At 62.3% G+C, this 18904-nt stretch carries 17 protein-coding genes; 13 read left to right on the forward strand and 4 right to left on the reverse strand.

The annotated features are described in order from the left end of the window. Window positions 1–13: 13 nt before the first annotated feature. The 4 genes from hisA to coaA are packed head-to-tail and all read left to right on the forward strand — an operon-like array spanning window position 14 to window position 2851. Entirely contained in the window at window positions 14–757 is a 744-nt protein-coding gene (hisA, locus tag NN662_RS00080; RefSeq protein ID WP_261928283.1) for a 1-(5-phosphoribosyl)-5-[(5-phosphoribosylamino)methylideneamino]imidazole-4-carboxamide isomerase, read from the forward strand. After that, window positions 754–1530, forward strand: coding sequence for an imidazole glycerol phosphate synthase subunit HisF (gene hisF, locus NN662_RS00085; RefSeq protein WP_261928284.1), 777 nt, complete (start codon window positions 754–756; stop codon window positions 1528–1530). Before hisA ends, hisF begins: the two co-directional genes overlap by 4 nt. A gap of 9 nt (window positions 1531–1539) precedes the next feature. After that, the gene (locus tag NN662_RS00090; RefSeq protein WP_261928285.1) at window positions 1540–1854 is read left to right on the forward strand and encodes a phosphoribosyl-ATP diphosphatase; all 315 of its coding nucleotides are present in this window, start codon (window positions 1540–1542) and stop codon (window positions 1852–1854) included. 13 nt (window positions 1855–1867) lie between these two features. Beyond that, a complete protein-coding gene (gene coaA / locus NN662_RS00095) occupies window positions 1868–2851 on the forward strand; it encodes a type I pantothenate kinase (protein WP_261928286.1) in 984 nt (327 codons plus the stop codon). Window positions 2852–2854: 3 nt separating this feature from the next. On the opposite strand, the gene NN662_RS00100 is transcribed toward coaA, so the two are convergent. The 4 genes from NN662_RS00100 to NN662_RS00115 form a co-directional block, all read right to left on the reverse strand. Then, window positions 2855–3466, reverse strand: a complete 612-nt coding sequence (locus NN662_RS00100; RefSeq protein ID WP_261928287.1) for an alpha-ketoglutarate-dependent dioxygenase AlkB family protein — start codon at window positions 3464–3466, stop codon at window positions 2855–2857. A 69-nt stretch (window positions 3467–3535) separates the two neighbouring features. Next, window positions 3536–3970 (reverse strand): alternative ribosome rescue aminoacyl-tRNA hydrolase ArfB, encoded by a 435-nt coding sequence (gene arfB / locus NN662_RS00105; protein WP_261928288.1) that lies wholly within the window; start codon window positions 3968–3970, stop codon window positions 3536–3538. Between the two features lie 101 nt (window positions 3971–4071). Continuing rightward, complete coding sequence (locus NN662_RS00110) at window positions 4072–6297, reverse strand: beta strand repeat-containing protein (RefSeq protein ID WP_261928289.1); 2226 nt, start codon at window positions 6295–6297, stop codon at window positions 4072–4074. A 210-nt stretch (window positions 6298–6507) separates the two neighbouring features. Next, window positions 6508–8118 carry a phosphoenolpyruvate carboxykinase gene (locus NN662_RS00115; RefSeq protein WP_261928290.1) on the reverse strand — a complete coding sequence of 537 codons (1611 nt, stop codon included), beginning with the start codon at window positions 8116–8118 and terminating at the stop codon, window positions 6508–6510. Between the two features lie 310 nt (window positions 8119–8428). Between NN662_RS00115 and NN662_RS00120 the strand changes: the two genes are divergently transcribed. The 9 genes from NN662_RS00120 to NN662_RS00160 all read left to right on the forward strand — a co-directional run bounded on the left by NN662_RS00120 (window position 8429) and on the right by NN662_RS00160 (window position 18904). Beyond that, window positions 8429–9151 carry a response regulator transcription factor gene (locus NN662_RS00120; protein WP_261931819.1) on the forward strand — a complete coding sequence of 241 codons (723 nt, stop codon included), beginning with the start codon at window positions 8429–8431 and terminating at the stop codon, window positions 9149–9151. A 39-nt stretch (window positions 9152–9190) separates the two neighbouring features. Beyond that, the gene (locus NN662_RS00125) at window positions 9191–11059 is read left to right on the forward strand and encodes a sensor histidine kinase (protein WP_261928291.1); all 1869 of its coding nucleotides are present in this window, start codon (window positions 9191–9193) and stop codon (window positions 11057–11059) included. Then, window positions 11046–11492, forward strand: a complete 447-nt coding sequence (locus NN662_RS00130) for an HPr kinase/phosphorylase (protein WP_261928292.1) — start codon at window positions 11046–11048, stop codon at window positions 11490–11492. The genes NN662_RS00125 and NN662_RS00130 overlap by 14 nt, the downstream gene beginning before the upstream one ends. Window positions 11493–11642: 150 nt before the next feature. Next, window positions 11643–12044: a PTS sugar transporter subunit IIA gene (locus tag NN662_RS00135; protein ID WP_261928293.1), complete on the forward strand. Its 402-nt coding sequence runs from the start codon at window positions 11643–11645 to the stop codon at window positions 12042–12044. Between the two features lie 21 nt (window positions 12045–12065). Further along, window positions 12066–12341 (forward strand): HPr family phosphocarrier protein, encoded by a 276-nt coding sequence (locus NN662_RS00140; RefSeq protein ID WP_261928294.1) that lies wholly within the window; start codon window positions 12066–12068, stop codon window positions 12339–12341. A gap of 163 nt (window positions 12342–12504) precedes the next feature. Further along, entirely contained in the window at window positions 12505–13905 is a 1401-nt protein-coding gene (gene ahcY, locus NN662_RS00145; protein ID WP_261928295.1) for an adenosylhomocysteinase, read from the forward strand. A gap of 142 nt (window positions 13906–14047) precedes the next feature. Further along, complete coding sequence (locus tag NN662_RS00150) at window positions 14048–16669, forward strand: ATP-binding protein (protein ID WP_410010889.1); 2622 nt, start codon at window positions 14048–14050, stop codon at window positions 16667–16669. Continuing rightward, window positions 16656–18164 carry a tRNA (adenosine(37)-N6)-threonylcarbamoyltransferase complex ATPase subunit type 1 TsaE gene (gene tsaE, locus NN662_RS00155; RefSeq protein WP_261928297.1) on the forward strand — a complete coding sequence of 503 codons (1509 nt, stop codon included), beginning with the start codon at window positions 16656–16658 and terminating at the stop codon, window positions 18162–18164. Before NN662_RS00150 ends, tsaE begins: the two co-directional genes overlap by 14 nt. Beyond that, the gene (locus NN662_RS00160; protein WP_261928298.1) at window positions 18161–18904 is read left to right on the forward strand and encodes a nucleotidyltransferase family protein; all 744 of its coding nucleotides are present in this window, start codon (window positions 18161–18163) and stop codon (window positions 18902–18904) included. Before tsaE ends, NN662_RS00160 begins: the two co-directional genes overlap by 4 nt.

Consider the following 18904-nt stretch of genomic DNA (forward strand, 5'->3'; position numbering starts at 1 on the left):
CGGATATCCGACCATGATCCTTTTTCCCGCAATCGACCTCAAGGACGGCCAGTGCGTGCGCCTGAAGCTTGGCGACATGGACCAGGCGACCGTCTACAATCCCGATCCGGCGGCGCAGGCGAAAGCCTTTGAAGACCAGGGCTTCGAATGGCTGCACGTGGTCGATCTCAACGGTGCATTCGCCGGCGAGACGGTCAACGGCGCCGCGGTCGACGCGATCCTGAAGGCGACAAAGAACCCGGTGCAGCTCGGCGGCGGTATCCGCACGCTGGATCATATCGAAAACTGGCTGTCGCGCGGCCTGTCGCGTGTCATTCTCGGCACCGTCGCAGTGCGCGATCCGGCGCTGGTCATCGAGGCCTGCAAGAAGTTTCCCGGCAAGGTCGCCGTCGGCATCGACGCCAAGGGCGGCAAGGTCGCCGTCGAAGGCTGGGCGGAAGCCTCCGAGCTCGGCGTCATCGAGCTTGCGAAGAAATTCGAGGGCGTCGGCGTCGCGGCGATCATCTACACCGACATCGACCGCGACGGCATCCTGACCGGCATCAACTGGGATTCGACACTGGAGCTTGCCGAGACCGTCTCCATTCCAGTCATCGCGTCCGGCGGCCTTGCCTCGCTCGACGATATCCGCCGCATGCTCGAGCCCGATGCCGCCAGGCTGGAAGGTGCGATTTCCGGCCGCGCGCTTTATGATGGGCGCATCGATCCCGCCGAGGCGCTGAAGCTGATCCGTGATGCGAAGGAGTTGGCCCGATGACCCTCAAGGCCCGCGTGATCCCCTGCCTGGACGTGAAGGACGGCCGCGTCGTCAAGGGCGTCAATTTCGTCGACCTGATCGATGCCGGCGATCCGGTCGAATCGGCCCGCGCCTACGATGCCGCCGGCGCCGACGAGCTCTGCTTCCTCGACATCACCGCCTCCTCCGACAATCGCGACACGATCTTCGACGTGGTCCAGCGCACCGCCGAGCATTGCTTCATGCCGCTGACGGTCGGCGGCGGTGTTCGTGCGATTGCCGATATCCGCAAGCTTTTGCTCTGCGGCGCCGACAAGGTCTCGATCAACTCGGCGGCGGTGAACAATCCCGATTTCGTGGCCGAAGCCGCCGACAAGTTCGGCAACCAGTGCATCGTCGTCTCGATCGACGCCAAGAAGGTGTCGAAGGACGGTGAAACGGACCGCTGGGAGATCTTCACGCATGGCGGCCGCAATCCGACCGGCATCGACGCCGTCGAGTTCGCCGGCAGGATGGTCGAGCGCGGCGCAGGCGAACTGCTGGTCACTTCGATGGACCGCGATGGAACGAAGAGCGGCTACGATATCGCGCTGACGCGCACCATCGCCGACAGCGTGCGCGTTCCGGTGATCGCGTCGGGCGGCGTCGGAACGCTCGACGATCTGGTTGCCGGCGTCAAGGAAGGCCATGCGACGGCCGTTCTTGCCGCCTCCATCTTCCACTTCGGCACCTATTCCATAGCCGAAGCCAAGCGCTACATGGCCGATCGCCGCATCGCCATGCGGCTCGATTAGGAGAGTTCGATGACCACCTTCACCCTGGCCGATCTCGAAGCGATCGTCGCAAGGCGGGCAAGCGCCTCACCCGAGGAATCCTGGACGGCCAAGCTCGCGGCGGCCGGTCAGACAAAGGCCGCCAAGAAACTCGGCGAAGAGGCTGTGGAAACCGTTATCGCCGCCATCAGCCAGGACCGGAAGAATCTGGTCGATGAAAGCGCGGATTTGCTTTATCACCTGCTTGTCGTGCTGAAGATTGCAGGCATTCCGCTTCAGGACGTGCTGGCCGAGCTTGAACGTCGCACGGCGCAATCGGGCTTGCAGGAAAAGGCGAGCCGGTAAGGGAAGGACGCGCATGGACAGCGCCGAATCGGTGGAGTTTCTCGACCATTTCAAGGAGAGCCAATACTCTCCCTACCGCTTCTTCACCTCGGACGAATGGGCCAAATTCAGGGCCGATACGCCGCTGACGCTGTCGGCCGACGAAGTGAACCGGTTGCGTTCGCTCAACGACCCGATCGATCTGGAGGAAGTGCGGCGCATCTATCTGTCGCTCTCACGCCTTCTGTCCGCCCACGTCGAATCGTCCCAGCTGCTCTTCCAGCAGCGCTCCAGCTTCCTGAACTTCAAGGCCGACGTCAAAACGCCGTTCATCATCGGGATTGCCGGTTCGGTGGCGGTCGGCAAGTCGACCACGGCGCGTATCCTGAAGGAACTGCTGGCGCGCTGGCCTTCGAGCCCGAAGGTCGATCTCATCACCACCGACGGCTTTCTGCATCCGAACGCCTATCTGAAGGCCAACGGCATGATGGATCGCAAGGGCTTTCCGGAAAGCTACGACATCGGCACGATTCTGCGTTTCCTCTCCGCCATCAAGGCGGGCCGGCCGAACGTCAAGGCGCCGTGCTATTCGCACCTGGTCTACGACGTCATCCCCGACGAGTTCATCACCATCGACAGGCCCGATATCCTCATCTTCGAGGGTATCAACGTGCTGCAGTCGCGCGATCTGCCCGCCGACGGCAAGATGGTGCCGATCGTCTCCGACTTCTTCGATTTCTCGATCTACATCGATGCCGACGAGGAACTCATTCACACCTGGTATGTCGAGCGCTTCATGCGGTTGCGCGAAACAGCCTTTCGCGATCCGAGCTCCTATTTCCACCGCTATGCCTCGATCGGCGCCGACGAGGCGTTGAAGATCGCCGAAGGCCTGTGGGCCAACACCAACCTGAAGAACCTGCACCAGAACATTCTGCCGACCCGGCCGCGCGCCGATCTGATCCTGCAGAAGGGCAAGGACCATCTGGTCGAGAAGGTCGCGCTCAGGAAGCTCTGAGGGTCAGGAATTGACCCGCCGCATGGTGAGGTTGATCCTGCCGCCATTCCTGAGAAGGCCGGAAGTGTCGGGATAGATCCGGTCGACCCCGTGGAAGTTCAGCCGCCCCTCGCCGCCGATGATGACCGCGTCGCCGCTTTCCAGCCGGAAGGACACGGTCCGGTCGTTGCGGTTCTTGCCGCCGACGCGAAACAGGCAGGCATTGCCAAGCGACAAGGACAGAACGGGGGCCGAGAAATCCTTCTCGTCGCGATCCTGATGGAGACCCATTTTCGCTTCATCGGTGTAATAGTTGACGAGGCAGGCCTCGGGCTCCTGCGCATATCCGGAGAGTTCGGACCAGATGTCCATGAGGATGCCGGGCATGGCCGGCCATGGCTTGCCGGTCGCCGGATGCGTCGGCTGGTAGCGGTACCCCCGCTCCTTGTCGGTCACCCAGCCCAGCGGACCGCAATTGGTCATGCGCACAGACATCGGCTTGCCGGTCTTCGGCATGGTCGGCACGAACAGCGGCGCCTCGGCCACGACGGCGCGGATCTCGGCGAGAACGGCTTCCTGGCGCTCCCGGTCGAGATAGCCCGGTATGTGTCGGATGCCTTTCGGCAGAACCAGCATCGGAAAACCTCCCATGTCAGCGGATCGGTTATGGCCACGAAACAGAAACGGCGGCGGCCCGGCTACGGATCACTCGCCGTCCGGCGTGCCGCGCATCTTCTTGATTTCGGAGCGTCCCGCCTTGGCCTTCAACCGCCGCTCGATCGATCCCTTGGTCGGCTTGGTCTTCCGGCGGCGCGGCGGCGGCGGCGCTGCGGCCTCAAGGATCAGTTCCTTCAGCCGTTCGCGCGCGTCTTCGCGGTTGCGCTCCTGGCTGCGATAGCGACTGGCCTCGATCATCAGGACGCCATCCTTGGACAAGCGTCTGCCGGCGAGCTTCACCGCATTGGCCTTGACCCGCTCCGGCAAGGAAGGCGAACCCTTCAGGTTGAAGAAAAGCTGGACGGCTGTCGACACCTTGTTGACGTTCTGGCCGCCCGGCCCGCCGGCCAGAACGAATTGCTCGCTCAGCTCCCAGCCGGCGATGACGATGTGGTCGTTGATGTAGAGCGCGGCACTGGCCATGAGATCGTCGTCCTTCCGGCCGATCTATCCCACAGCAGCGACAAAATGAAAACCCGGCTGCGATCGCTCGCGGCCGGGTCGGGTTTCGATAGGCTTTGCGATCACATGCCGCCGATCGGCACGGAAAGTCGAACGCCGCCCGAAACGGTGAAATCGCCGTCGAATGTCGTTGCCGCCTCAATGCGACCAGTCAGCCGTACCGAACCGAAGTCGCTCGAAATCTCGGATCCAATACCGTAGGTCACGGCCTCGAATTTTCCCGGGGTCGAGAAATCGACACTGCTGCCGAGCGCTGCGACGGAGACATCGCCACCATTGCGGCCGGCGGCCGAAATGGTGACGAAAGGCATCAGGTGATGCTTGCCAGCGTCCGTCTCGAAATCCATGGGCATGCCGAGCTTGAGCGCGCCGAGCAGGATGTCGCTGCTTCTCGACGCCACCGTCGCGCCGTCGTAGCCGGACACATCCATGGTCCCCGACCAATGGTGCAGCCAGCCGAGGTCCGCGCCGAATTTCAGGCCGGCACCGGCGAACACATCTGCCTTCTCGTAGGCAACGCCGGTGGTCAGAGCGACGAATCCGCCCGTCTCGTCGCCCGATCCCGTCGCCCAGTCGGGACTGTCGAGTTTCGTTGCGAGAACGCCGCCGAACGCCGCGCCATGCAGGGACAAACCGCCTCCGTAGGCATGGACTGCCCTCAGACCGGCAAAGGCCGAATACTGGTCGATATCATGCCAGCCGTCATCAAGCCTTGCACGATAGCGCGTGGCGCCACCGAAGATGCCGATCGTGTCGGACGCCGTGACATCCTGGTCATGCCCCAGCATCACGCCGCCGCCAAAGGCATCGTATCCCTGGTAGGTGCTGTCATCGCCGTACTGGGCATAGGAACCGAAGCCTGTGGCCCACCAGCCCCGCACGCCCGGGTCGCGGTCGACCAGTGCCGTCACCACGTTGCCGAACATCAGGCTGGTCGACGCGTCCATGGCATCGAATACCGCCGGATCGAAGGTCGCGATCGCCGTGTCGGTGACGATTGCCGGCGTTCCGTTCAATTTCACGATCTCGGGTGCGGATACGAAGCTGAGGTAGGACGCGACGGGCGTCGCCACCTCGAACGTATCATTGCCGTCGCCAAGCTCGATGGTGCCGTCGATGTGGGAACCGCGGCCAATGACCAGCGTGTCGTCGCCCATGCCGAGGTCGATCGCCTCGCCGCTGGTCCCGACGAGAGTGCCGTAGTTGTAGACGATCTGCGATCCCTCATCCGCCGCATCGGTGCCGATGGCCTTGTAACCGCTGATGTAGCCCCAGTTGTAGATGTAGGAGGTGACCCCGCTCGCCTGGATGTCGAAGTCTATGCCGTAACCCGGATCGAGGCTGGAAAGATCCCGGACGGCGATGATGGTTCCGGTGTTGATCACGGTGCCGGAATCGATGTCGATGCCGTCGTCGCCGGCCTCGATCGTGCCGCTGTTGCGAATCACCGCATCCGTTCCGATCTTGATGCCGTCGTCGCCGGATGTGATCGTGCCCGTATTGGTGACGCTGATACCGGTGTCGTCTGCGTTGACCCCTTCTCCATCGACGTCGATGCTGCCGTTGTTCACGACAGTGCTGTTTGCGCCGACCTGGATGCCGTCATCACCTGCGGTGATCGTGCCCTCGTTCTTGACCGAGGCATTGTCGTTGACGTTGATGCCGTCGTGGATGGCCTTGATCGTGCCGCTGTTTTCAATATCGGCATTGTCGCCGCCGTGAACGCCGTCATACCCGGCATCAATCGTGCCGGTATTGGTCAGCGTCAGGTCATCATCGGCGTCGATCCCGTGATGATCCGTGCCGGCACTGCTGGTGATCGTTCCCGAGTTGACGATCGTGGCTCCGATGCCGACCTGTATGCCGTCGTCGCCTGCCGCGATCGTTCCGGTGTTGGTGATCGTAGCATTCTCATCGAGATGAATGCCGTCCTTGGTCGAGCTGCTGATGGAGCCGTTGTTGACGATCGTGGCGTCATCATCACCCTCGACGGCATGCGTGCCCGTCGAAGAGATGGAACCATCATTGGTCAGATCGACATTATCCTTGAACAGGAAGCCCTGAGACGCCCCGCCTGAAACGGTAGCCCCCGTCTCGACCTTGATTTTGGCATCGTCGAGGCCGCTGTCGCGAATACCGCTCGAGGTACCGGAACAGGTGACTGTGTCACCATCCGACGGCGAAGAGGGATCGCATGCGGCCATGGCTGACTGCACCGGAATGGCCGCGACGCCCGCGAGCAACAGGGCTGCACTCAGGAAAATCCGGCTTGAAGGACGCTCGTACATAGGTTTCCGCCTAGTCCATACGTTGAACACGACGGAGTCGCTATGCATTGCACATTACAATGCGATGACAACCTTACGTTACGGAACAGGTAGTCTTAACTTTACGGTAACCATGTTGCAGTTCGGCAACTCCCGGTTTTCGTCACACAAAAATACCCGGCCGCGATCGCTCACAGCCGGGTTCTGTCCTCCCTGGACTTTTTGTTCGGGTCATTCCGCTGCGATGGCAAGAACCGGTGCCGCGCTGGCGACGTCGCCGCTGACGTGATCCTCGAACTTCGCAAAGTTCTCGATGAACATCGTCACAAGCTTGCGGGCCTGGGCGTCGTAGGCTTCACCATCAGCCCAGGTCGAGCGCGGATCGAGGATCTTCGTGTCGACACCGCTGGCTGCAACCGGCACGGCAAAGCCGAAGTTCGGATCCGTGCGGAACTCCGCCGTCTTCAGCTCGCCCGACAGTGCCGCCGTCAGCAGCGCGCGGGTCGCCTTGATCGGCATGCGGCTGCCGACGCCGTAGGCGCCGCCGGTCCAGCCGGTGTTGACCAGCCAGCAGTCGACGCCATGCTCGGCGATCAGCTCCTTGAGCAGATTGCCGTATTCCGTCGGATGACGCGGCATGAAGGGGGCGCCGAAGCAGGTCGAGAAGGTCGCTTCCGGCTCCGTCACGCCCTTTTCCGTACCGGCGACCTTGGCGGTGTAGCCGGACAGGAAGTGGTACATGGCCTGTTCCGGCGTCAGCTTGGCAATCGGCGGCAGCACGCCGAAAGCATCCGCCGTCAGCATGATGATCGTCTTGGGATGGCTGGCGCGGCCGGTCTTCGATGCATTCGGAATGAAGTGCAGCGGGTAGGCGCAACGCGTGTTTTCGGTCAGCGATCCGTCGTTGAAATCCGGAACGCCATTCTCGTCGAGGACGACGTTCTCCAGAACCGTGCTGAAGCGCTTCGTCGTGGCGAAGATTTCCGGCTCGGCCTCAGCCGACAGGCGGATCGTCTTGGCGTAGCAACCGCCTTCGAAGTTGAAGATGCCGGCCTTGCCCCAGCCATGCTCGTCGTCACCGATCAGCGTGCGCGACGGATCGGCCGAAAGCGTGGTCTTGCCGGTGCCCGACAGGCCGAAGAAAACGGCGCTGTCGCCCTTCGGACCTTCATTGGCCGAGCAATGCATCGGCATGACGCCCTTTTCCGGCAGAAGGTAGTTGAGCACGGTGAAGACCGACTTCTTGATCTCGCCGGCATAGGACGTGCCGCCGATGAGGACCAGTCCGTTGGTCAGGTCGCAGGCGATCACGGTCTCGGTGCGGCAGCCGTGGCGTTCCGGGTCGGCCTTGAAGCTCGGCAGGTCGATAATCGTCAGCTTGGCGACGAAATCTTCGAGTGCTTCCTTTTCCGGGCGAATCAGCAGGTTGCGGATGAAGAGCGAATGCCAGGCGAGCTCGGTGACGACCCGCGTCGGCAGGGCGTTTTCCGGATCGGCGCCGCCGACAAGATCCTGCACGAACAGGCTCTTCTTGCGGACATGGGCCAGCATGTCCTGATGCAGACGGTCGAAATGGGCCGGCGTCATCGGCTTGTTGTTGTCCCACCAGATCTTGTCGACAGTGTTCTCGTCCTTGACGACGAACTTGTCCTTCGCCGAACGGCCGGTGTGCTGGCCGGTCAGGGCCCGCACCGCGCCGTCGGCCGTCAGAACGGCCTCCTCGCGACGGACGGCCTCTTCGACGAGCTGGCTTTCGCAGTAATTATAAAAAGCATGCGCGGCATCTCCCAGGCCGATATTCGCGATGCTTCTTACCGGGTTGCGAATCCCTTTCTCCTCCATGGCTCCATTCCTTTGCTGCGAGTTACGGAATTAAAATTTTCCGGACAAATAGTCTGTGTTCTCGCAGCTGGCAACCCGGTTGACTCAAAAAAGCTAACATAATCAATATATTAATCGATTTAAAAATTTTCCATTCCATTTAAATCGGTTAAATGAGGCGCGCTTTGTGGGTGTTAAAACATTTATTCCACACCTCGATCGTTGCCTCCCCTTCCCGTTTGCCACAATTTGTTCCACCTTTATCCCCACATACCCTCCGTCGTAAGTCGAAACAGCCGGAGGAATGACCCATATGGCGGAGAAAATTGGCATGCAGACGATCGCGCTCGTGGACGACGACCGCAATATCCTGACCTCGGTCTCCATCGCGCTCGAGGCTGAAGGCTATCGCGTCGAAACCTATACCGACGGTGCATCTGCGCTCGACGGCCTCCTGGCGCGCCCGCCGCAGCTGGCGATCTTCGATATCAAGATGCCGCGCATGGACGGCATGGAGCTCTTGCGGCGGCTGCGGCAGAAGTCTGACCTGCCCGTCATCTTTCTCACTTCCAAGGACGAGGAAATCGACGAACTCTTCGGCCTGAAGATGGGCGCCGACGATTTCATCACCAAGCCCTTCTCGCAGCGTCTGCTGGTCGAGCGCGTCAAGGCGATCCTGCGGCGTACGGCAAGCCGCGAGGCCGGCGCTGCCGCGGCAACGGCAAAACCCGGCCAGACGGAACTCGCCAGGTCGCTCGAGCGCGGCCAGCTGGTCATGGACCAGGAACGCCATACCTGCACCTGGAAGGGAGAGGCCGTGACGCTGACCGTCACCGAGTTCCTCATCCTGCATTCGCTGGCCCAGCGCCCCGGCGTCGTCAAGAGCCGCGACGCGCTGATGGACGCCGCCTATGACGAACAGGTCTATGTCGACGACCGCACCATCGACAGCCACATCAAGCGGCTGCGAAAGAAATTCAAGATGGTCGATACCGAGTTTGATATGATTGAAACTCTTTACGGTGTCGGCTACCGGTTCCGCGAAGCCGCGTAAGCCCGACCATGCCGCAGCAGCGGTGACAGGGGTTCTTTGATGTCGGAAGTAATGTCCGGTGCCAACAACACGGACGAAAGGCCGCAGGAGCGGCCTGAGGAATTGACAACCGCAGCAGCGCCGGACGGCGATGAGTTCGAAAGAGACGGCCGTCCCGGCAAGGGCGGCGGCCGCCTCTGGTCGCGCCCGTTCGTGCTCACCCGCCGGATCTTCGGCAATGCGGTCTTCTCCAGCCTTACGCGCCGCATCCTGTTCTTCAACCTCGTCGCGCTCGGCGTTCTCGTCGGCGGCATCATGTACCTCAACCAGTTCCGCGAGGGGCTGATCGATGCCCGCGTGGAAAGCCTGCTGACGCAGGGCGAAATCATCGCCGCTGCCGTATCGGCCTCGGCCTCGGTCGATACCAATTCGATCACCGTCGATCCGAAGAAGCTGCTTGAGCTGCAGGCTGGCGAAAGCATCACCCCGGTGCCGAACGACGAGGACCTACAGTTCCCGATCGACCCCGAACGGGTCGCGCCGGTCCTCCGTCGCCTGATTTCGCCAACGCGGACCCGCGCCCGAATCTTCGATGCCGACGCCAGCCTGATCCTCGATTCGCGCCACCTCTATTCCCGCGGCCAGGTGCTGCGCTTCGACCTGCCGCCGATCGAGGCCGAACAGGTCGACTGGTGGGAGATGCTTTATAACTGGGTGAACCGGCTGCTGCAGCCGAGCAACCTGCCGCTCTACAAGGAAACGCCCGGCGGTGACGGGTCGATCTATCCGGAAGTGATGAACGCGCTGACCGGCGTTCGCGGCACCGTGGTGCGCGTCACCGAAAAGGGCGAGCTCATCGTTTCGGTGGCCGTACCGATCCAGCGTTTCCGGGCCGTTCTCGGCGTGCTGCTGCTCTCCACCCAGGCCGGCGACATTGACAAGATCGTCCAGGCCGAGCGCATGGCCATTCTGCGCGTCTTCGGCGTGACGACGCTGGTCACCATGGTGCTGTCGCTGCTGCTCTCCTCGACGATTGCCAATCCGCTGCGCCGGCTTTCGGCGGCGGCCATCCGCGTGCGCCGGGGCGGCGCCAAGGAGCGCGAGGAAATCCCCGATTTCTCCTATCGCCAGGACGAAATCGGCAACCTCTCGATCGCGCTCCGGGAAATGACGTCGGCGCTCTACGACCGGATCGACGCGATCGAAAGCTTTGCCGCGGATGTGAGCCACGAGCTCAAGAACCCGCTCACCTCGCTTCGAAGCGCCGTCGAGACGCTGCCGCTCGCCCGCAACGAACAATCCAAAGAACGGCTGCTGGAAATCATCCAGCACGACGTGCGCCGTCTCGACCGGCTGATCAGCGATATTTCCGACGCCTCGCGGCTGGACGCAGAACTGGCGCGCACGGATGCGCAGGACGTCAACCTCGAACAGCTGCTCGGCGACCTCGTCGAGGTTTCGCGGCAGATTCGCGCCTCGAAGAAGGCGGTTCGCCTGACATTCGAAGTCGACAGACGGCAGGCAACGGGCAAGGACGCCTTCACCATCCAGGGCCATGATCTTCGAATCGGCCAGATCGTCACCAACCTCATTGAAAACGCCCGCTCGTTCGTGCCGGAGGCGGAAGGCCACATCGCAGTCAAGCTGATGCGCCGCAAGGCGGACTGCGTGATCCAGGTGCAGGACAACGGACCGGGGATCCAGGCCGAGAACATCGACCGGATCTTCGAGCGGTTCTACACCGACCGGCCGGAAAGCGAAGGTTTCGGGCAGAATTCCGGTCTCGGCCTGTCCATCAGCCGGCAGATCGCCGAGGCGCATGGCGGCTCTCTCAGAGCCGAGAACGTTACCGAAGAGAAGAGCGGCAGGATCATCGGCGCCCGCTTCATCCTGACGATGCCGACCGGCGAAAAGAATGACCGGCGCTGAGACCAATCTCCACGCAACGGCAATCGTCGCCGGCCGCACCGGCCTGCTTTTTGTCGGCCCTTCCGGTTCCGGCAAGTCGTCAACGGCCTTTGCCTGCCTCGCCGAAGGCCGCAGTCTCGGCCTCTATACCGCGCTCGTCGCGGACGATCAGGTTCTCGTCCGCCGCCATGCCGACAGGCTCGTGGCACGCGCGCCGGCAAGCATTGCCGGGAAGATGGAATTGCGCGGCAGCGGCATCGTTTCCGTCGACACGATCGACGCGGCCGTCCTGCGCTTCGTGATCATGCCGGTCGATGCCGATAGCTGCGAACGGCTGCCGGAGGACGACGAGCGGATGATGGTGCACGACGGCGTATCACTGCCGCTTCTGCGTATTCCCTTGCAACCCGGCAACCCGCTGGCGCGGATACAAGCTCTTGTCGGCGATTTGTAGCAGGACGGCGTGAAACAACTGCAGACGGATGCCGATTTTGTTTTTTTGTCTTGCACTTCGGCTTTTGATCGACAAGATGAGCACCCACCGGCGAAAAACGGGCCTTTCAAGGTCCGCGACGGATGCAGAGTGCCACAGGAGCAGTTGTAGATGATCGGACTTGTGCTTGTCACACATGGCAAGCTGGCAGAAGAATTTCGACATGCGGTCGAGCATGTCGTGGGTCCACAGAATCTCATCGAGACAGTCTCGATCGGTCCGGAAGACGACATGGACCAGAGGCGGCAGGATATCCTGGATGCAGTCCATCAGGCCAATGAAGGCAACGGCGTGATCATCCTCACCGACATGTTCGGGGGCACGCCGTCGAACCTGGCGATCTCCGTCATGGACAGCGGCCGCGTGGAGGTGATCGCCGGCGTGAACCTGCCGATGCTGATCAAGCTCGCCGGCGTTCGCGGCGAAAACGACATGGAAAAGGCCCTGGCGGAAGCCTCGGACGCGGGCCGGAAATACATCAACGTGGCCAGCCGCGTCTTGAGCGGCAAATAGTCGGGAACTGGCGCAACATCCATGGCTGCGATCACCAAGGAACTGCAGATCATCAACAAGCGCGGTCTGCACGCGCGGGCCTCGGCAAAATTCGTCCAGACCGTCGAATCCTTCGATGCGGCCATCACCGTCTCGAAGGACGGCATGACGGTCGGAGGCACCTCGATCATGGGGCTGATGATGCTGGCGGCGAGCCCCGGCTGTTGCGTCGTCGTCACCGCCGACGGCCATCAGGCGGACGAGGCCATGCAGGCGCTGGAAGCGCTGGTCGGCAACCGATTCGGCGAAGAGATGTGACGTCTTAACCGACCATATAAAGACTTCTTTATATCGTTATTGCCATCATGCCCGAAGTGCGGTAAACCGCATGCGGAACAAATTCGTATTGATGCATGAGTTGGAGAGCCGGCCTTTTGCGGCCGCATATGCGGTCGTGCCGCCTCAGGACCAGGAGACTTAGATGAGCACGGAAAAAGACTATATCGTCGCGGACATCGCACTTGCCGATTACGGCCGCAAGGAACTCGACATCGCAGAAACCGAAATGCCCGGCCTGATGGCCTGCCGTGAAGAATTCGGCGCTTCCAAGCCGCTGAAGGGCGCACGGATCTCCGGTTCGCTGCACATGACCATCCAGACCGCCGTCCTCATCGAGACGCTGGTCGCTCTCGGCGCCGAAGTGCGCTGGGCCTCATGCAACATCTTCTCGACCCAGGACCATGCCGCAGCCGCGATCGCCGCAAGCGGCGTTCCGGTCTTCGCCGTCAAGGGCGAAACCCTCGAGGAATACTGGACTTACACCGACAAGATCTTCCAGTGGACCGATGGCGGCCTGTCCAACATGATCCTCGACGATGGCGGCGACGCCACCATGTACATCCTGCTCGGCGCCCGTGCCGAAGCCGGCGAAGACGTGCTGTCGAACCCGCATTCGGAAGAAGAGGAAGTGCTCTTCGCCCAGATCAAGAAGCGCATGCAGGCTTCGCCGGGCTGGTTCACCAAGCAGCGCGACGCAATCCGCGGCGTGACGGAAGAAACCACCACGGGCGTCAACCGCCTGTATCAGCTGTCGAAGAAGGGCCTGCTGCCCTTCCCGGCAATCAACGTCAATGACAGCGTCACCAAGTCGAAGTTCGACAACAAGTACGGTTGCAAGGAATCGCTGGTCGACGGCATCCGCCGCGCCACCGACGTGATGATGGCCGGCAAGGTCGCCGTCGTCTGCGGTTACGGCGACGTCGGCAAGGGCTCGGCAGCCTCGCTTCGCGGCGCCGGCGCCCGCGTCAAGGTCACGGAAATCGATCCAATCTGCGCCCTGCAGGCCGCCATGGACGGCTATGAAGTGGTCCAGCTGGAAGACGTCGTCTCCAGCGCCGACATCTTCATCACCACCACCGGCAACAAGGACGTCATCCGCGTCGACCATATGCGCGCGATGAAGGACATGGCGATCGTCGGCAACATCGGCCACTTCGACAACGAAATCCAGGTCGCGAGCCTCCGGAACCTGAAGTGGACCAACATCAAGCCTCAGGTCGACATGATCGAGTTCCCTGCCGGCAATCGCATGATCCTGCTGTCTGAAGGCCGCCTGCTGAACCTCGGCAACGCCACCGGCCACCCGTCCTTCGTGATGTCGGCCTCGTTCACCAACCAGGTGCTGGGCCAGATCGAACTTTTCGCCAAGGGCGACAATTACGAAAATCAGGTCTACGTGCTGCCGAAGCACCTCGATGAAAAGGTTGCACGCCTCCATCTCGACAAGCTCGGCGTCAGGCTGACGGAACTTTCCGACGAGCAGGCGAGCTATATCGGCGTCACGACTGCCGGTCCGTTCAAGTCCGATCACTACAGATACTGATTACCACATCAGAATACGCTACATTTAGTTGCCGCGGCCGGAATTCCGGCCGCGGCTTCTTTTTTTGACCTTCGGCTTCCCGACGATTCTGAGAGGCAGTATTGTGAATTCGTAATGATTCGCCCCATTTCGGCACAGGGAAATGGTGTGGCGAGGGGATGTCTTGTCGACAGGCGGCGCGAAGGACGGAGACGGACCGGGAATGGACGTAATCTTATCAGGCCAGGACAAGCGGCCTGACGACAGCGGCAGCACACCCGCCGGGGACGCAGGGCGGTTGCAGCCGGCAAAACAGCACAAGGCTCGTTTCTTCAGGAAAGCCCTGCTTTCCGGCACGGCGCTTTTTGCCACGGGCGGCTATGCCTTCGCGCAGGGCGCGACAGAGGCGACCGGCCATGCCGCGCGTTTCTCCTCTCCCGAAGTCGTCGTCTTCTCTCTCGTCATCGGCGCGATTTCCGCGGCCATGCTCTCCACCCTTTGGTTCGTCCGGCAGAAGGGCAACATGGAGACCGAGAACCGGGACATCCGCTCGGCGCTCTCCGATGCCAAGCAGCGGCTGGCGCGCTTCGAGGCTCTGATTGCCGACAAGAACCGCCGCATCGTCATCTGGGACGGTCCCGGCGAGCGGCCGGAAGTTCTCGGGCAATTGCCGGCAAAGACCGGAGCCCCGGAACAGGAACGGGAGTTCCTGGCCTTCGGACGATGGATGAAACCGGACGCGGCGCTGCAATTCGAGCGCGCACTGGAAGCCCTGCGCGACAAGGCTCGCAGCTTCGATCTCGTCGTCGAAACGCAGCGCGGCGAGGTTCTGGAAACGCAAGGGCGCGTGTCCGGCGGCCGGGCTTTCGTCCGGTTCGTGGCCCTCAACAACCTGCGCGCCGAGCTTGCCGAACTCTCCGTCGAGCGCGAGCGCCTCGTCTCCTCGATCTCGACATTCCAGAGCCTGCTCGATTCGGTCGATTTCCCGGCCTGGCAGCGCGACAGTGACGGCCGCCTCGTCTGGGTCAACCACGCCTATGCCGAAGCCGTCGACGCCTCTTCGCCCAAGCAGGCGATCGACGAAAACCGCGAAGTGCTGAGCACCGTGACGCGCGAAAAGATCCGCGCCAGCACGACCATCGACTCGCCCTTCCATGGCCGCGTCTCCACCGTCGTCAACGGCAACCGGACCTTCTTCGACGTCGTCGACGTCAAGGTGCAGGGCGGTACCGCCGGCATCGCTGCAGACGTTTCCGGCGAGGAAGCGGCGCGCGAGGAGCTGAAGCGCACGCTGAAGGCCCATTCCGAAACGCTGGACCAGCTGGCGACACCGGTCGCGATCTTCGACGGCAACCGTCGTCTGCAATTCTACAATCAGGCCTTCGTGCAGCTCTGGGGCCTCGATATCGCATTCCTCGAATCCAAGCCCGACCATGGCGACCTTCTGGAACGCCTGCGCGCCGCCGACAAGCTGCCGGAGCAGCTCGGCTGGAAGGCCTGGAAGGAAGCGGCACTGTCGGTTTACCAGTCGCTCGATACGCAATCGCATCTCTGGTACCTGCCAAGCGGCCAGACGCTGCGCGTCATTGCCACCACGCACCCGCAAGGCGGCGCCACCTGGGTGTTCGAGAACCTCACCGAACAGGTCGATCTGGAGACACGCTACAACACGCTGGTTCGGGTTCAGGGTGAAACGATCGACCATCTGGCCGAAGGCGTCGCGGTGTTCGGTCCGGACGGCAAGATCCGCCTTTCGAACCCGGCCTTCCGCGCCCTCTGGGCCATCACCGAGGCGCAGGCCGCGCCCGGCACCCATATCCGCGCCATCGAGGATGCCTGCGCGCAGTCCTATGACGGTGCCGACGGCTGGCGCCGCTTCGCGCACATGATCACCAGCTTCGAGGACGAGCGGTCATCGCTGCAGGGAACGCTGGAACTGCATTCCGGACTGGTTCTCGACTACGCCGTCATTCCGCTGCCGAACGCCCAGACGATGCTGACCTTCGTCAACGTCACCGACAGCGTGCGGGCCGAGCGGGCGCTCACCGAAAAGAACGAGGCCCTGCGCAAGGCCGACCAGCTGAAGAACGATTTTGTCCAGCACGTGTCCTACGAACTCAGGACGCCGCTGACCAACATCATGGGCTTCACGGATCTCCTGAAGACGCCGGAAATCGGCGGTCTCAACGAGCGGCAGGCAAGCTACATCGACCATATCTCGACCTCCTCGTCGCTGCTCCTGACCATCGTCAACGACATTCTCGACCTTGCGACCGTCGACGCCGGCATCATGGAACTGCATATGGCCGATATCGATGTCCGCGAGCTTCTGGACGAGGTGTCGGAGCATATCGCCGAGCGGCTGCAGGAGAGCGGCGTGACGCTGTCCGTCAGCGCCGAACCCGGCATCGGCACGCTTGTCGCCGATCGGCAGCGGCTGAAGCAGATCATGCTGAAGCTGCTGGCGAATGCCGCCAACTTCGCGCCCGACGGTTCGGACATCGCCCTGCATTGCTGGCGCGACAACGGCGACCTTGTCTTCACCGTCAAGGACAGCGGGCCCGGCATCCCGCAGGAGATGATCAAGGCGGTGTTCAACCGCTTCCAGACGAGCGCCCGTACGGGCAAGCGCAGCGGCGCCGGTCTTGGCCTCTCGATCGTCGAGAGCTTCGTCAACCTGCACCACGGCTCGGTCTCCATCGACTGCCCGGACGGCAAGGGAACGACGGTGACCTGCCGCATCCCCTCCGGAAAACGTTCGGAAGAAACACTTGCAGCCGAGTGAGGCCCCCTTCACCCTTCACCTCGCCGACGAAAGCCGGACGATCCTGTTTGGCGAGGATCTGGCGCTGGCGCTGAAGGCCGGCGACTGTCTGGCACTGCACGGCGATCTCGGCAGCGGTAAATCGACGCTGTCCCGCGCCATGATCCGTGCCATGGCGGACGATCCGGTGCTCGAGGTGCCAAGCCCCACCTTCACGCTGGTCCAGAACTATCGAACCCGGATTCCGATCGCTCATTTCGACCTGTACCGGATCGGCGATCCTGACGAACTCTTCGAACTCGGCCTGGAAGAGGTACTCGAAGACGGCATCGCCCTTGTCGAATGGCCGGAGATGGCGGGCGGCAATCTGCCGGAGACGGCGATTCACCTGACGCTGTCACACGAGGGAAGCGGCCGCGCCGTCAGCATCACCGGTTCCGAGAAGACAATGAGCCGGATTCGGCGCGTCATGAAGATCCGCGATTTTCTCAGCCGGCACGGTTACGGCAGCGCGCGAAGACGCTTCCTGAGTGGCGACGCCTCTATCTTTCGGGCCTACGAGATCATTCATCCGGAAAGCGGCGAGCCGCAGGTGCTGATGGACTGGCCGAAGCCTCCGCTGGGCGCGCCGGTTCTCGACGGCAAGCCCTATGCCGAGGTCGCGCATCTCGCCACCAACGCCCTGCCCTTCATCGCCATCGGCAATGCGCTGCATGAAAGAGGGTTCTCGACACCGGCAATCCGCGCCGCGGACAGAGACGACGGCATCCTGATCATGGAGGACCTGGGACGCGACGGCGTTCTCGACGAGGCGGGCAGACCGATCGAAGAGCGCTACATGGAAAGCGCCGCCTGCCTTGCGCGCCTGCATGATCAGGCTGTTCCACGCGATATTCCGGTCGATGACGCCCTCTACCATGTACCGGAGTTCGATCCGACCGCCATGAAGATCGAGGTCAGCCTGCTTCCCGACTGGCATCTGCCATGGAAGAGCGGTCACCCGGTCGAGCCGGCCCGTCGTGACGAGTATTTCGCGATCTGGGACGAGCTGATCGACATTCTCCACGGGGCGGAGACACACCTGCTGCTGCGCGATTATCACTCGCCGAACCTCATCTGGCTCGCCGACCGCACCGGCACGGATCGCGTCGGCATCATCGACTTCCAGGACGCCATGATCGGCCCGACGGCCTATGATGTCGCCTCGCTGGTCCAGGACGCCCGCGTCGACATGGACCCGGCGCTGAGCGAACGACTGCTTCGACATTATCTGTCACTGCGGACATCGTCCTCCTTCGACGAAGACAACTTCCGGACTGCCTTTGCGATCATGGCGGCGCAACGCAATTGCAAGCTCGCGGGTATCTGGGTGCGCCTCCTACAGCGCGACGGCAAGCCCTATTACATGAAGCACATGCCGCGCACGCTGTCCTACCTCAACTCCGTCTTCAGGCATCCGGCGCTCCAGCGGCTGAAGACATGGTGCCTCGACGCCGGAATGGAGCTTGAGCCATGAGCGCGGCACCGATCCGCAATGCCATGGTGCTCGCCGCCGGGCTCGGCACGCGCATGCGGCCGATCACCGAGACGATCCCGAAGCCGCTGGTAAAGATCGCCGGCACGCCGATGATCGACTATGTGCTGGACAGGCTGGTCGCTGCCGGTGTCGAAAAGGCCGTCGTCAACGTTCATCACCATGCAGACCAGATGGAAGATCATCTCCGCGGCCGCACGGATGTCGAGATCGTCATTTCGGACGAGCGCGAGCAACTGATGAATTCCGGCGGCGGATTGAAGAAGGGCCTGCAGCGCCTCGACAAGGCCGCTTCCGTCTTCGTCATGAATGCCGACCTATTCTGGGTCGTTCCGCCCGGAATGGAGGACCGCAATCTCGACCGGTTGGCCGATTTCTTCGACCCGGAGCGCATGGACATGGCGCTTCTCTGCGTGAAGATCGAGGACACGACCGGCCACAACGGCAAGAATGATTTCGACCTTGCCGCCGACGGACGCCTGACGCGTCACCGCGAGGGCGGCGAGACGCCCGTCGTCTATGCCGGCGCTATTGCCATGCGGCCCTCGCTGCTGGATGATGCCCCGGAAGACGCCTTCAACCTGAACATCTATTTCGACAGGGCCATCGCCAAGGGCCGGCTCTACGGTCTCATTCTCGATGGCCACTGGCTGACGGTCGGGACACCCGAAGCCATTTCGGAGGCGGAGGACGCAATCCGGCGCATCGCCGGCGGAAACTGA

Origin of the sequence: Rhizobium sp. NRK18, assembly GCF_024385575.1 — a bacterium.
GTDB lineage: Bacteria > Pseudomonadota > Alphaproteobacteria > Rhizobiales > Rhizobiaceae > JANFMV01.

Excerpts from the sequence above, each read along its gene's own strand:
- NN662_RS00100 (WP_261928287.1), bottom strand. The coding sequence starts at position 3,466 with ATGCTGGTTCTGCCGAAAGGCATCCGACACATACCGGGCTATCTCGAC.
- NN662_RS00090 (WP_261928285.1), top strand. The coding sequence starts at position 1,540 with ATGACCACCTTCACCCTGGCCGATCTCGAAGCGATCGTCGCAAGGCGG.
- NN662_RS00120 (WP_261931819.1), top strand. The coding sequence starts at position 8,429 with ATGCAGACGATCGCGCTCGTGGACGACGACCGCAATATCCTGACCTCG.
- NN662_RS00140 (WP_261928294.1), top strand. The coding sequence starts at position 12,066 with ATGGCTGCGATCACCAAGGAACTGCAGATCATCAACAAGCGCGGTCTG.
- NN662_RS00150 (WP_410010889.1), top strand. The coding sequence starts at position 14,048 with ATGGTGTGGCGAGGGGATGTCTTGTCGACAGGCGGCGCGAAGGACGGA.
- NN662_RS00160 (WP_261928298.1), top strand. The coding sequence starts at position 18,161 with ATGAGCGCGGCACCGATCCGCAATGCCATGGTGCTCGCCGCCGGGCTC.
- NN662_RS00130 (WP_261928292.1), top strand. The coding sequence starts at position 11,046 with ATGACCGGCGCTGAGACCAATCTCCACGCAACGGCAATCGTCGCCGGC.
- NN662_RS00125 (WP_261928291.1), top strand. The coding sequence starts at position 9,191 with ATGTCGGAAGTAATGTCCGGTGCCAACAACACGGACGAAAGGCCGCAG.
- ahcY (WP_261928295.1), top strand. The coding sequence starts at position 12,505 with ATGAGCACGGAAAAAGACTATATCGTCGCGGACATCGCACTTGCCGAT.
- NN662_RS00115 (WP_261928290.1), bottom strand. The coding sequence starts at position 8,118 with ATGGAGGAGAAAGGGATTCGCAACCCGGTAAGAAGCATCGCGAATATC.
- NN662_RS00110 (WP_261928289.1), bottom strand. The coding sequence starts at position 6,297 with ATGTACGAGCGTCCTTCAAGCCGGATTTTCCTGAGTGCAGCCCTGTTG.
- hisF (WP_261928284.1), top strand. The coding sequence starts at position 754 with ATGACCCTCAAGGCCCGCGTGATCCCCTGCCTGGACGTGAAGGACGGC.
- coaA (WP_261928286.1), top strand. The coding sequence starts at position 1,868 with ATGGACAGCGCCGAATCGGTGGAGTTTCTCGACCATTTCAAGGAGAGC.
- hisA (WP_261928283.1), top strand. The coding sequence starts at position 14 with ATGATCCTTTTTCCCGCAATCGACCTCAAGGACGGCCAGTGCGTGCGC.
- arfB (WP_261928288.1), bottom strand. The coding sequence starts at position 3,970 with ATGGCCAGTGCCGCGCTCTACATCAACGACCACATCGTCATCGCCGGC.
- NN662_RS00135 (WP_261928293.1), top strand. The coding sequence starts at position 11,643 with ATGATCGGACTTGTGCTTGTCACACATGGCAAGCTGGCAGAAGAATTT.